13 protein-coding genes are annotated in these 13,185 nt (G+C 68.1%); 12 read left to right on the top strand and 1 reads right to left on the bottom strand.

Going from position 1 to position 13,185, the window contains the following annotated elements; all coding sequences use genetic code 11:
• The first annotated feature begins 26 nt into the window (after positions 1-26).
• From hpxZ to QTH91_RS18630, 12 genes are all read left to right on the top strand, one after another.
• Positions 27-416, top strand: a complete 390-nt coding sequence (gene hpxZ, locus QTH91_RS18685) for an oxalurate catabolism protein HpxZ (protein ID WP_286661650.1) — start codon at positions 27-29, stop codon at positions 414-416.
• Positions 417-541: 125 nt separating this feature from the next.
• Positions 542-1,657, top strand: coding sequence for a BMP family ABC transporter substrate-binding protein (locus tag QTH91_RS18680; protein ID WP_286661649.1), 1,116 nt, complete (start codon positions 542-544; stop codon positions 1,655-1,657).
• 40 nt (positions 1,658-1,697) lie between these two features.
• Positions 1,698-2,768, top strand: a complete 1,071-nt coding sequence (locus QTH91_RS18675; RefSeq protein ID WP_286661648.1) for an ABC transporter permease — start codon at positions 1,698-1,700, stop codon at positions 2,766-2,768.
• A 34-nt stretch (positions 2,769-2,802) separates the two neighbouring features.
• Positions 2,803-3,723, top strand: a complete 921-nt coding sequence (locus QTH91_RS18670) for an ABC transporter permease (protein ID WP_286661647.1) — start codon at positions 2,803-2,805, stop codon at positions 3,721-3,723.
• Positions 3,724-3,743: 20 nt separating this feature from the next.
• Positions 3,744-4,760, top strand: a complete 1,017-nt coding sequence (locus QTH91_RS18665; RefSeq protein WP_286661646.1) for a formamidase — start codon at positions 3,744-3,746, stop codon at positions 4,758-4,760.
• 17 nt (positions 4,761-4,777) lie between these two features.
• Positions 4,778-5,497: a biuret amidohydrolase gene (gene biuH, locus QTH91_RS18660; protein WP_286661645.1), complete on the top strand. Its 720-nt coding sequence runs from the start codon at positions 4,778-4,780 to the stop codon at positions 5,495-5,497.
• Positions 5,494-7,131: an ABC transporter ATP-binding protein gene (locus QTH91_RS18655; RefSeq protein ID WP_286661644.1), complete on the top strand. Its 1,638-nt coding sequence runs from the start codon at positions 5,494-5,496 to the stop codon at positions 7,129-7,131. Before biuH ends, QTH91_RS18655 begins: the two co-directional genes overlap by 4 nt.
• Positions 7,132-7,153: 22 nt before the next feature.
• A complete protein-coding gene (locus QTH91_RS18650; RefSeq protein WP_286661643.1) occupies positions 7,154-7,843 on the top strand; it encodes a cysteine hydrolase family protein in 690 nt (229 codons plus the stop codon).
• Positions 7,844-7,901: 58 nt separating this feature from the next.
• On the top strand, positions 7,902-8,642 hold the full coding sequence (locus QTH91_RS18645) for a GntR family transcriptional regulator (RefSeq protein ID WP_286661944.1): 741 nt from the start codon (positions 7,902-7,904) through the stop codon (positions 8,640-8,642).
• Positions 8,643-8,696: 54 nt separating this feature from the next.
• Positions 8,697-9,575 carry an RNA polymerase sigma-70 factor gene (locus QTH91_RS18640; RefSeq protein WP_286661642.1) on the top strand — a complete coding sequence of 293 codons (879 nt, stop codon included), beginning with the start codon at positions 8,697-8,699 and terminating at the stop codon, positions 9,573-9,575.
• A gap of 116 nt (positions 9,576-9,691) precedes the next feature.
• Complete coding sequence (locus tag QTH91_RS18635) at positions 9,692-10,171, top strand: carboxymuconolactone decarboxylase family protein (protein WP_286661641.1); 480 nt, start codon at positions 9,692-9,694, stop codon at positions 10,169-10,171.
• A 74-nt stretch (positions 10,172-10,245) separates the two neighbouring features.
• Complete coding sequence (locus QTH91_RS18630; RefSeq protein WP_286661640.1) at positions 10,246-11,751, top strand: amidohydrolase family protein; 1,506 nt, start codon at positions 10,246-10,248, stop codon at positions 11,749-11,751.
• Between the two features lie 19 nt (positions 11,752-11,770).
• Here QTH91_RS18630 and dbpA read toward each other — a convergent pair whose 3' ends face one another.
• Positions 11,771-13,177, bottom strand: a complete 1,407-nt coding sequence (gene dbpA, locus QTH91_RS18625; protein ID WP_286661639.1) for an ATP-dependent RNA helicase DbpA — start codon at positions 13,175-13,177, stop codon at positions 11,771-11,773.
• Positions 13,178-13,185: the final 8 nt, after the last annotated feature.

Below are 13,185 nucleotides of genomic sequence, written 5' to 3'. Positions count from 1 at the left end.
CGAACAAGATCCCAAGAGCCGCTTTCATGATCGACGAACACCAAGACATCAACATCCCCGAAGTGCTCCAGGAAGTGGAGGCAGCGTTCGCGCGCTACGAAGACGCGCTCGTCAACAACAAGGTCGACGTGCTGGACGAACTGTTCTGGAACAGCCCGCACACGCTGCGCTATGGCGCCACCGAGAACCTCTACGGCTTTGAGCAGATCCAGGCCTTCCGCGCCGGACGGCCATCGCAAGGCCTTTCGCGCGAGGTGCTGCGCACCGCCATCACCACCTACGGCCGCGACTTCGCCACCGCCAACATCGAATTCCAGCGCAGCGGCAGCACCCGTCTGGGTCGTCAGAGCCAGACCTGGATGCGCACTGCGCAAGGTTGGCGCGTCGTGGCCGCGCACGTGAGCCTGATGGGCTGAATCGCGCACCGTCCTGGCGCGAAAACGTGCCCGGGCAAGGCCGATCAGCGCGGCACGGTTTATGCATCCAATCTTGTATCCAAGTTGCCGATTCGTTCAATCAACCCTCTTGAGAGGAGCGCACCATGACGCAGTTCAAGCTCAATCGTCGTGATTCCCTGAAATCGTTGGCGGCGCTCGGTGCCGCAGGCACCCTGGGCGGATGGAGCGCCCTGGCGCAGGCGCAGAAGCCCATCACCGTGGGCGTGATCTACGTCGGCCCACGCGACGACTACGGCTACAACCAGGCGCATGCCGCGGCCGCCGCCGAACTCAAGAAGATGCCCGGCGTGAAGCTGGTCGAGGAAGAGAACGTTCCCGAGACCGCGGCGGTGCAAAAGACGATGACCGGCATGATCGTGCAGGACGGCGCATCGCTGCTGTTCCCCACCTCGTTCGGCTACTTCGATCCGCACATCCTGGCGCTGGCGCCCAAGTATCCCGACGTGCGCTTCGCCCATTGCGGCGGCCTCTGGTCGGAGGGCAAGCCCAAGAATGCGGGCAGCTTCTTCGGCTACATCGACGAATGCCAGTACCTCAACGGCGTGATCGCCGGGCACATGAGCAAGTCCAAGAAGATCGGCTTCGTCGCCGCCAAGCCGATCCCGCAGGTGCTGCGCAACATCAATGCGTTCACCATGGGTGCGCGTTCGGTCGACCCGTCGATCACCTGCGCGGCCATGTTCACCGGCGACTGGTCCATGCCCGTGAAGGAGGCCGAAGCCACCAACAGCCTGGCCGACCAGGGCGTGGATGTGTTCACCATGCACGTGGACGGGCCGAAGGTGGTGGTCGAGACGGCGGCCAAGCGCGGCAAGATGGTCTGCGGCTATCACGCCAGCCAGGCCAAGCTCGCGCCGGATGCGTACCTCACGGGCGCCGAATGGCAGTGGATCACCGCGTACAAGACCATCCTGGAAGCGGCGCAGACGGGCAAGCCGCATCCCAACTTCCTGCGCGGCGGCCTCAAGGAGGGCTTCGTGAAGATGTCGCCCTATGGCGCCAAGGTGCCCGAGGCCGCGCGCAAGCAGGCCGACGACATCAAGGCCAAGATGATCGCGGGCAGCTTCGACATCTTCAAGGGGCCGCTGAAGGACAACAAGGGTGCCGAGGTGGTGGCCTCGGGCAAGTCCTTCAAGCAGACCGACCTGGAACTCGAAAAGATGAACTACCTGGTCGAAGGCGTGGTCGGCCAACTCTGATCGCGCATCCCAGCGAGCGAACCACCTGCCCGAGGCCACGATGCGCAGCACGCTTCAAGACATCTTCCTGCCGGTGTTGGCGATTGCAGTGGCGCTGCTGCTGTTCGGCGGGCTGGTCGCGCTGGCCGGCGTCAGCCCGACGGAAGTCTGGTACCTGCTTTTCCGCGGCGCCTTCGGCGACTGGTTCTCCTGGCAGAACACGCTGCAGCGCGCCGCGCCCTTGATGCTGACCGCACTGTGCGTGGCGATTCCGGCGCGCGCGGGCCTGGTCATCATCGGTGGCGAAGGCGCGCTGGTGCTGGGCGGGCTGGCCTGCGCGGCTGTCGCGCAACTTCCATTCCTTCCGCATAACGTGATCGGCACCGCGATCGCCTGCGTGGCCGGCGCGGCGGTCGGCGGCGCGTGGATCGCGCTGGCGGGCTGGCTGCGCCAGCATCGCGGCATCAACGAGACGATCAGCAGCCTGCTGCTGGCCTACGTGGCCATCGGCATCTTCAAGCACCTGGTGGAGGGCACGCTGCGCGACCCGGCCAGCCTGAACAAGCCTTCGACCCATTCACTGCCCGACGGCATGCTGATCGGCGGCATCGCCGGCTCCGATGTCCATTGGGGCTTGGCGGTGGGCGTGGTGGCCTGCATCGTGCTGGGGCTGTGGCTGCGGCAGACGCCCTCGGGCTTCTCGGTGCGCGTGGTGGGTGGCAATCCGCGCACCGCCCAACTGGTGGGCCTGCCCGCCACGCGGCTCATCCTGCTGGCCTGCGCGCTCGGTGGCGCTTGCGCGGGCCTGGCCGGTGCGATCGAAGTGGCGGCGGTGCATACCAATGCCAACGCCTCGCTCATCGCGGGCTACGGCTACGCCGGCATCCTGGTCGCGTTCATTGCGCGGCAGAACCCGATGGCGGTCATTCCGGTGGCGATCCTGTTCGGCGGCTTCGGTGCGGCGGGTTCGATGCTGCAGCGGCGCCTTGGCCTGCCCGATGCGTCGGTGATGGTGCTGCAGGGCATCGCGTTCGTGCTCATCCTGGCCAGCGAGGCGCTTCGCGGCAAGGACTGGAAGACCGCCAGCGCACGCTGGCTTCGCCTGCGGATTCCCGCACAGGCCCCCACATGAGCGCCGGGGCCGCGTCAGACACGGAGGTTCACCCATGACGGCCGACCAGTGGATCGCGCTCTTCGCCGGCATCGTCGGTGGGGCGTTGCGCGTGGGCGCTCCCTTTCTCTTCGTCAGCCTGGGCGAATGCCTCACTGAAAAGTCGGGCCGCATCAACCTGGGCCTGGAAGGCGTGCTGGTGCTGTCGGCCATGGCGTCCTTCGGGGGCGCCTACCTGACCGGCTCGCCCTGGCTGGGCGTGCTGATCGGCGCCACGGCTGGCGCCGCCCTGGCGCTGCTGCATGGCCTGCTGTGCTCGCTCGATGGCGTCAACGACGTCGCGACCGGCATCGCCCTCATGCTGCTGGGCATGGGCCTGGCGTTCTACCTGGGCAAACCGCTCATCCAGCCGCAGGCGCCCCAGATCCCGGCCATTCCGCTGGGCGGCTGGAGCAGCAACGCGGCGGTGCGCGCGGCACTGCAGGTGAACGCGCTGGTGCCCATCGGCATCGCGCTGGCGGTGGCGATGTGGTGGGGCTTTGCGCGCACGCGCGCCGGCCTGCTGGTGCGCCTGGCCGGGGATTCGGCCAGCGCGACCCGCGCCTTGGGCTATTCGGTGCCGGGCATCCGCATCGCGGCCACGACGGCCGGCGGCTTCATCGCGGGCCTGGGCGGTGCGTCGCTCACGCTGTTCTATCCAGGCAGCTGGAATGAAGGCATCTCCAGCGGCCAGGGCCTGATCGCGGTGGCGCTGGTGATCTTCGCGCGCTGGAGTCCGCTGCGATGCGTGGGCGCAGCCCTGCTGTTCGGAGGCGCCGGCGCGCTGGGGCCGGCATTGCAGTCGGTGGGCATCGGCTGGGGCTATCACCTGTTCAACACGGTGCCCTACGTGCTGACGCTCGTCATCCTGTACTTGACCTGCAAGCCCGGCAGCGCCGCGGCCGGCAGCCCGGGCGAGCTTTCGTCCACACGTTGAAGAGAGCAAAGGAATCGGCGATGAGTGGACTCGGCGGCCTCAACAAGTCGGCGCACGGCGTGGTGATCGGACTGGTGCAGCTGCAGTTGCCGGTGGTGGCCACGCGCGAACAACTGGCGGCGCAGACGCAGCGCATCTGCGAGCTGGTCGGCAAGGCCCGGCGCAACCAGGCGACGATGGACCTGGTGGTGTTCCCCGAATACTCGCTGCACGGCCTCTCGATGGACACCAACCCCGAGATCATGTGCAGCCTCGACGGCCCGGAAGTGGCGGCCTTCCGCGCCGCATGCATCGAGCACCGCATCTGGGGCTGCTTCTCCATCATGGAGGCCAACCCCGAAGGCAACCCCTACAACACCGGCATCGTCATCGACGACACCGGCACGATGCGGCTGTACTACCGCAAGCTCCATCCGTGGGTGCCGGTCGAGCCGTGGGAGCCGGGCAACCTGGGCGTGCCCGTGTGCGATGGGCCCAACGGCAGCAAGCTCGCGCTGGTGATTTGCCATGACGGCATGTTCCCTGAGATGGCGCGCGAGGCGGCATACAAGGGTGCCGAAATCATCCTGCGCACGGCCGGCTACACCGCGCCCATCCGCCATGCCTGGAAGATCACCAACCAGGCCAATGCCTTCTGCAACCTGGCCTACACCGCCAGCGTCTGCATGTGCGGCAGCGACGGCACCTTCGACTCGATGGGCGAGGGCATGTTCTGCAGCTTCGACGGCACCGTCATGGTGGAAGGCGGCGGGCGCCCAGACGAGATCATCACCGCCGAGCTGCGGCCCGACCTCGTGCGCGAGGCACGCACCGGCTGGGGCGTGGAGAACAACATCTACCAGCTCTATCACCGCGGCTACGTGGCGGTAAAGGGCGGCGCGCAGGACTGCCCCTACACCTACATGCGCGACATGGCGGCCGGCAAGTATCGCCTGCCGTGGAGCGAGGCCGTGCAGGTGACGGACGGCACTTCGTGCGGCTTCGAGGCGCCCAGCCGCCGCTACGCCGGACCCGGCACGCCCCCCGAACTCAAGTGACGCAGCAAGAGGCCGACATGACCCAGAAGCACGTGGACGCCAACCCCTATGCGTGGCCCTACAACGGCGACCTGCGCCCGGCTAACACGGCGCTCATCGTCATCGACATGCAGATCGACTTCTGCGGCCCCGGCGGCTACGTCGACAAGATGGGCTACGACATCGGCCTGACCCGAAAGCCCATCGAGCCGCTCAAGCGCGTGATGGCCGCGATGCGCGCACAGGGCTACACCGTCATGCACACGCGCGAAGGGCACCGGCCGGACCTGTCGGACCTGCCGGCCAACAAGCGCTGGCGCTCGCGGCAGATCGGCACCGGCGGCGTCGGCATCGGCGACGCGGGGCCATGCGGGCGCATCCTGGTGCGCGGCGAGCCAGGATGGGAGATCATTCCCGAACTCGCGCCGCTGGCGGGCGAAGTCGTCATCGACAAACCGGGCAAGGGCTCGTTCTGCGCCACCGACCTCGAATTGATCCTGCGCACGCGCGGCATTGAGAACCTGATCCTGGCCGGCATCACCACCGACGTGTGCGTGCACACCACCATGCGCGAGGCCAACGATCGCGGCTTCGAGTGCCTGGTGCTCTCGGACTGCACGGCGGCCACCGACCACGGCAACCACCTCGCGGCGCTGAAGATGATCACCATGCAGGGCGGCGTGTTCGGCGCGCATGCGGATTCCCAGGCGCTGCTGCAGGCGATGGCCTCGCCGGCCATGGCGGAGGCCACGGCATGATCGCACCGCTCGACCCTCATCCCCGCCAGACGGGCGCGCTCGCCCTCGACACCTACCAGCTCACCAAGCGCTTCGGCAGCTTCACCGCCATGGACAGCGTCACCATGCGTGTGGAGCCGGGTAGCGTGCACGCGCTGCTGGGCGAGAACGGCGCGGGCAAGAGCACGCTGGTCAAGTGCGTCGCGGGCTTCCAGGTGGCCGAAGAAGGCAGCATCCTCATCGATGGGCGCGAGCAGGCCATTCCCAACCCGATCGTCGCGCGCGCGCTGGGCATCGGCATGGTCTACCAGCACTTCACCCTGGCACCCGGCATGACGGTGGCCGAGAACCTTCTTCTGGCCGGCGGACAGACGCCCGCTGTGATCGACTGGAAGCAAAAGCGCGCAGAGCTCAAGGAATTTCTCTCGACCACGCCCTTCTCGCTGGACCTGGACGCGCGGCCCTCGGAGCTCGCGGCTGGCGAGAAGCAGAAGCTGGAACTGCTCAAGCAGCTCTACCTCAAACCGCGCCTACTGATCCTCGACGAACCCACCTCGGTGCTCACGCCGCAGGAGGCGGACGAGGTGCTGGGCCACGTGCGCGAATTCGCGGCCAGCGGCATGTGCAGCGTGCTCATCATCACGCACAAGTTCCGCGAGGTGATGCAATACGCGGACAACGTGACCGTCCTGCGGCGCGGCAAGGCGGTGCATCACTGCAGCGTGGCCGGCACGCGTCCGGCGCAGCTGGCCGCCGCCATGATGGGCGAGACGGCCGGCACGCCGCAGGTCGCCGACCAGCTGCGAGACCAACCGGCGGTGCGCAGCGCGGCGCGTGCCGTCGCCGCCGACGCGCCCGTCGCGTTGGACGTGGCCGGGCTCAGCGCACTGGGCGACCGCGGCACGCTGGCCGTGCGCGAGCTTTCTCTGCAGGTGCGCGCCGGCGAGATCCTCGGCGTGGCAGGCGTGTCGGGCAACGGCCAGCGCGAAATGGTCGAGGCGCTGGTGGGCCAGCGGCCACGCATGGCCGGCCGCGTGAGCGTCAACGGGCAACCCTATGCGGCCACCCGCGCGCAGAACCGCCGCCTGAAGGTGCGCAGCCTGCCCGAGGAGCCGCTGCGCAATGCATGCGTGGGCGACCTGAGCGTGGCCGAGAACATGGCGCTGCGCGACTTCGACCAGCCGCCGCTGACGCAGGGCGGCCTGCTGCGCTTTCCCGGCTGGCGCAGCCGCGCCCGAGAATGGATCGCGGAATACGGCGTGAAGACGCAAGGCGAGACGGCGCCCATCCGCAGCCTTTCCGGCGGCAACGTGCAGCGTGCCGTGCTGGCGCGCGAACTGGCTGGCGACATCGCGGTGCTCATCGCCGCCAATCCGGTCTTCGGCTTGGACTTCGCTGCCGTGGCCGAGATCCACGCGCGCATCCTGGGCGTCCGAGAGCGCGGCGGCGCCGTGCTGCTCATCAGCGAAGACCTCGACGAACTGCTCGAACTGGCCGATCGCATCGTGGTGATGAGCGAAGGCCGCATCGTCTACGAAACCGCGGCCGATGGCGCCGAGCGTCGCGTGCTGGGCGCCCACATGGGCGGCGGTGAACACCACCAGCACCCGCCTGCGGAAGCGCCCGCCGAGCCGCCAATCCGCCAGGCGGCATGAAGAAAGGGCCGGCACCACGATCATGAAAACCTCGACCTTGCTGACCGCCGATGCGCAGCCCTTCGCCTTCGAATTCGACGTGGCGCGCACTGCGCTGGTGATCATCGACATGCAGCGCGACTTCATCGAGCCGGGTGGCTTCGGCGAGACGCTGGGCAACGACGTGAGCCTTCTGGCAGCCATCGTGCCGGCCTGCCAAGCCATGCTGGCCGGCTGGCGCCGGGCCGGCGGCTTGGTCATCCACACGCGGGAAGCGCACCGGCCCGACCTGGCCGATTGCCCGCCGGCCAAGCGCAACCGTGGCAACCCGACGCTGCGCATCGGCGACGAAGGGCCGATGGGGCGCATCCTGGTCATGGGCGAGCCGGGCAACCAGATCATCGATGCGCTGGCGCCGGTGGAAGGTGAGATCGTCATCGACAAACCCGGCAAGGGCGCTTTCTATGCCACCGGCCTGCAGTCGATGCTGCAGCAGCGCGGCATTGCGCGGCTGCTGTTCGCCGGCGTGACCACCGAGGTGTGCGTGCAGACCAGCATGCGCGAGGCCAACGACCGCGGCTACGACTGCCTGCTGCTCGAGGACTGCACCGAAAGCTACTTCCCGCGGTTCAAGGCCGCGACCTTGGAGATGGTGCGGGCCCAGGGCGGCATCGTCGGCTGGACGGCGCCCAGCACGGCCCTGTTGGGCGCGCTGGAACGGGCTTCGGCTTAGCATCCGCCCCAACCTGCCCGGCACCACGAACATCGACCTCACTCCCAACGTGTCCGACATCCGAAGCGCTCCTCGCCCCGCCCCATCCGCCAAGCGGCAGACCGATGCCGCATTCCGCACGCGTGCCGACGAGGTCTACGCCCAGCTCAAGCGCGACGTGGCCGAGTTCCACCTCGTGCCGGGCGACCGCTTCACCGAGAACGAGATCAGCGAAAGGCTGGGTGTGTCGCGCACGCCGGTGCGCCAGGCGCTGTTCCGTCTGCAGCAGGAGGGCTTCGTCGAAGTGCTGTTCAGAAGTGGCTGGCGCGTGCTGCCTTTCGACTTCGACCAGTTCGAGCAGCTGTACGACCTGCGCATGGTGCTGGAGACCACGGCGGTGCATCGGCTTTGCGAATCGGGGCACCGCGTCAACCGGGACCTGCTGGAGCAACTGGCGTCGATCTGGCTGGTGCCCGTGGCGCAGCGCAGCAACGACGCCGTGCAGGTGGCGCTGTGGGACGAGCAGTTCCATTGCGACCTGGTGGCCGCCGCAGGCAATGCCGAGATGGCGCGCATCCACCGCGACGTGACCGACCGCATCCGCATCATCCGGCGGCTGGACTTCACCATGCAGCGGCGCATCGACGCCACCTACGACGAGCACGCCAAGATCCTCAAGGCCGTGCGCGCCAACCGCGGCGACCAGGCGGCGATGCTGCTGCGCGCCCACATCGAGACCAGCCAGGCGGAGGTGCGCAAGATCACCCTGCATCAAGTTCACATGGCGCGGCACGCCGGGCGGGGCGCGGGCGGTCGCTGAAGAATTTCTGTCGTCCCACGTCACAATCGGGCGGCCCCGAACGTCTGCCTGTGCATGGACGACCTCAACAAGACCTTTGCCCGCCTGCGGCCCCGGCTGCAAGGCATCGCCTACCGCATGCTCGGCACCGTGGCCGAAGCCGAGGAGGTGGTGCAGGACGCCTGGCTGCGCTGGCATGAGAACGACCCGCAGGATCTGGACAGCACCGAAGCCTGGCTGGTGACCGTCACCACGCGCCTGGCCATCGACCGGCTGCGCAGCGCGCGCGCGCAGCGCGAGCACTACACCGGCATGTGGCTGCCCGAGCCGCTTCTCGACGACGCGCCGGACAACCCCGAGCAGATGCTCGAACGCGCCGACCAGATCTCGGTGGCCTTCCTGCTGCTGCTCGAACGCCTTTCGCCCGAGGCGCGAGCGGCTTACCTGCTCAAGGAAGTGTTCGACGCCGACTATGCCGAGGTGGCGCAGGCAGTGGGCAAGTCCGAGGCAGCCTGCCGGCAACTCGTGCATCGCGCCAAGGCGCAGCTCAGCGACGAGCGGCCGCGCCGGAAAGTCTCTGCCGAAGTCCATCGCAAGCTGCTCGAGGGCTTTGCGCAGGCGATCGGCAGCGGCGACTTGAAGGCCATGCGCGCGCTGCTGTCCGACAGCGCCGAGCTCATCAGCGACGGCGGCGGCGTGGTCATTGCCTTCCCCAAGCCGCTGCTGGGTGGCCAGCGCATCGCCCAGCTGTTCCTGGCGGGCCATCGCCGGCACGGGGCAGGCATGCGCATCGAGGTGACGCGCATCAACGGCCAATGGGGCGCTCTGCGCTTCATCGATGGCGTGCTGGAGTCGGCCCAGAGCTTCGAGATCGAGGGCGATCGGATCGTGCGCATTCATGTGCAGCGCAACCCCGTGAAGCTGGCGCGCATTGCCGCGGCCTGGGCGGCCTGAGATTTTTGCCGGCACGGCGTCACAAGCGGGCGGCTGCCAACGTCTTGTGTTGCAGGAAGCGCTCTTGCCGCGCATCCGACCGCAGCCATCCATCTCAACTGAAACGGAACAAGACCATGACGCAAAGACTCAATGCCATGCAGCACGCCCCCGAGCTTTTCAAGAAGCTGGTCGAACTGGGAACGCTCGCCAAGCGCGGCACCATCGAGCCGGCCATCTTCCACCTGCTGGAGATCCGCGCCTCGCAGATCAACGGCTGCGCTTTCTGCCTGGACATGCACGTCAAGCAGGCCCGCATGCACGACGAGCGCGAGTTGCGCCTGCACCACCTGGCCGTCTGGCGCGAGTCGCCGCTGTTCAGCGCCCGCGAACGCGCCGCGCTGGCGTGGACGGAGGCACTCACACAGCTTGGCGCCCACGGCGTTCCGGACGATGTGTACGCCAGCGTGCGCGAGCAGTTCGACGAGCAGGAACTGTCCGCGCTCACCTTCGCCGTGATGACCATCAACGCCTGGAACCGGCTCAACGTCGCCTTCGGCACCGTGCCGGGTGTGCTCGACAAGGCCTATGGGCTGGACAAGGCCGGGCTGAACTGACATCTGCCCGTGGCTTGCCCTGGCTCGGGGCTTGCGTGAGGATCGGCCTGAACAGGCTTATTCACGCAGGACCCATGAACCAGACCACATCCGCCGAACATCTCGATTGCGCGTGGCTCTTGCCCGAGCCGGGCACGCAGCAGCCCCGGGCCGACATGCGCATCGCCATCGGCGCCGATGGCCGCATCGACTCGGTCGAAGCCATCGGCCATTCCGCGCCGGGGCGTCGCATGCTGGCCATGCCGGCGCTGTCGAATGCGCACGACCACGGCCGCACTTTCCGCAGCGCCACGCTGGGCTCGTACGACAGGCCACTCGAAAGCTGGCTTGCCTTTCAGGGCGTGGTGCCGGGCCTGGACCCCTACCTTTGCGCCGCTACCGCTTTCTCGCGCTCGGTGCGCCACGGTGTGGCCAACCTGATGGTTCACTACACGCGCGTTCAAGGCGGCATGCCCTATGTCGAAGAAGCGCGGCATGTGGCCCGCGCTGCGCGCGATGTCGGTGTGCGCATCGGCTTCGCCGTCGCCATGCGCGACCGCAACGGCATCGGCTACGAAGGCGATGAGCCGGTGCTGCGCGCCTTGCGGCCGGGCATCCGCGACGCCATCGCGGGCCGTTTGTCCGTGAAGGCAGTAGCGCCGGCCGATCAGGTCAAGCTGGTCGACGAGGTCGCGCAGATGCTTCAGGCGGAGGGCTTTGGCGACCATGTGACGCCGCAGTACGGCCCCGCCGCCGTGCAGTGGTGCAGCACGCCGTTGCTCGAAGCCATTGCCCGAGCGTCGGCCGACACCGGGCGCCCCGTGCACATGCACTGCCTGGAAACGAAGTACCAGCGCGCGTGGGCGGATCGCCATCATCCGCAAGGCATGCTGCGGCATCTGGACGACATCGGCTTGCTGAGCCCGCGCCTCACGCTCGCACACTGCGCGTGGGCGAGGCCGGACGAACTGGCGCTGCTGGCCGAGCGTGGCGTCACCATCGCCGTCAACACCAGCTCCAACCTGTACCTCAAGTCCGGCATCGCGCCGGTACCCGAGATGCTGCGCCACGGTTGTCGCGTGGCGATGGGCCTGGACGGCACCGGCTTCGATGAGGACGACGACGCACTGCGCGAGATGCGCGTCGCCTACATGCTGCATCGCGGCTGGGGCTTCGACACGACCATGACGCGCGAACAACTCTGGACATTCGCTGGCCAGAACGGCCCGCGCAGCGTGAGCGGGGCGGGCGCCATCGCCGCCGGCCGCATCGAGCCCGGCGCACCGGCGGACATCGTGCTGCTGGATTGGGACGCGCTCGATGACGATGCGCTCTTCGCCGATATCGACCCGACAGACCTTCTTCTGGCGCGCGCCAACGGTCGCCACGTCGCCCGCGTGATGGTGGGCGGTCGCACCGTGGTGCAGGACGGCCGCGTCACCGGTATCGACGAACCCGCCCTGCGCGCCGAGCTGACGGCACGTGCGCGTTCGGCATTGGCCGCCGATGCACGACACGGCGAGTGGCTCCAGACCCTGCGCGCATTGGCGCAAGACCTGGCGCCCTACTACCAGGAAAGCCTGTCCGGCTGCTGCAACTGATGACGAAGGTCGGCCGCGTTCAGAGCCGCCGAGCCTTGACCGTCTTTCCCTTGACCTTGCCGGCGTTCAGGCCGGCGAGGGCCTTGTCCGCAATGCCGCGCTCGACGGCCACGTAGGTCGAGAAGTCGTTGACGTTGATCTTGCCGATCTTCGTGCCGTCGATGCCCATGTCCTTGGTCAAGGCACCCAGCACGTCGCCGGGGCGGATCTTCTCCTTGCGGCCGCCCGCGATCTGCAGCGTCACCATCGGCGGAAGCAGCGGCCCGGCGCCGACGGCAGGCGTCAGTTCAGACAGCGGATGCCATTCGCTGGCGCGGCCTTGCATCTCGTCGATGCGCCCCACGCGCCCCATCTCGTCCATGCTGGCCAGGCTGAAGGCCCATCCGTCCTCGCCCGCGCGGCCGGTGCGGCCAACGCGATGGGTGTGAACGGCGGGATCGGGCGTGATGTCGACGTTGATCACCGCCTCCAACTGGGTGATGTCGAGCCCGCGCGCCGCCACGTCGGTGGCGACCAGCACGCTGCAACTGCGGTTGGCGAACTGCACCAGCACCTGGTCGCGCTCGCGCTGGTCCAGGTCGCCATGCAGTTCGAGTGCCACCACGCCCTGACCCTGGAGCACGTCGACCAGATCGCGGCACTGCTGCTTGGTGTTGCAGAAAGCCAGGGTGCTCACGGGCCGGAAGTGCTCCAGCAGGCGGCCGACGGCATGCAGGCGGTCGCGCTCCTCGACTTCGTAGAAGCGCTGGCGGATCTTGCTGGCGTCGTGGCGTTCGGTCAGCTTGACCTCTGCAGGATCGCGCATGAAGCGCCCGGCCATCGACGCGACGCCATCGGGATAGGTGGCCGAGAACAGCAGCGTCTGGCGCGACTTGGGGCAGGCGGCCACGACCTTGGCGATGTCCTCGGCGAAGCCCATGTCGAGCATGCGGTCGGCCTCGTCCAGCACCAGGGTACTCAGCGCTTCGAGCGACAGCGTCTCGCGCGCCAGGTGATCGAGGATGCGGCCAGGCGTGCCGACCACGATGTGCGCGCCGTGCGAAAGGCTCGACAGCTGCCCGCGCAACGGAACGCCGCCGCACAGGGTGAGCGTCTTGATGTTGTCTTCGGCGCGCGCCAAGCGGCGGATCTCGGCCGTCACCTGGTCGGCCAGTTCGCGGGTCGGGCACAGCACCAGCGCCTGCACCGCGAATTGCCGGGGCGCCAGCCGCGCCAGCAGCGGCAGCGTGAAGGCGGCGGTCTTGCCGCTGCCGGTCTTCGCCTGCGCGATCAGGTCGCGCCCCGCAAGGGCCAGGGGCAGGCTGGCGGCCTGGATCGGCGTCATCGCCTTGTAGCCGAGCTGCTCCAGGTTGGCCAGCATGGCGGCTGGCAAGGGCAGGCTGGCGAAAGAGGCCGCCTGGGTCTGGGATGGGTCGGTCTTGGTCATGGGCGATT

Source organism: Variovorax dokdonensis (assembly GCF_030316895.1).
Classification (GTDB): domain Bacteria; phylum Pseudomonadota; class Gammaproteobacteria; order Burkholderiales; family Burkholderiaceae_C; genus Variovorax; species Variovorax dokdonensis.
The sequence above is the reverse complement of the archived record's forward strand: the minus strand, read 5'-3'. Positions and strand labels throughout refer to the sequence as shown.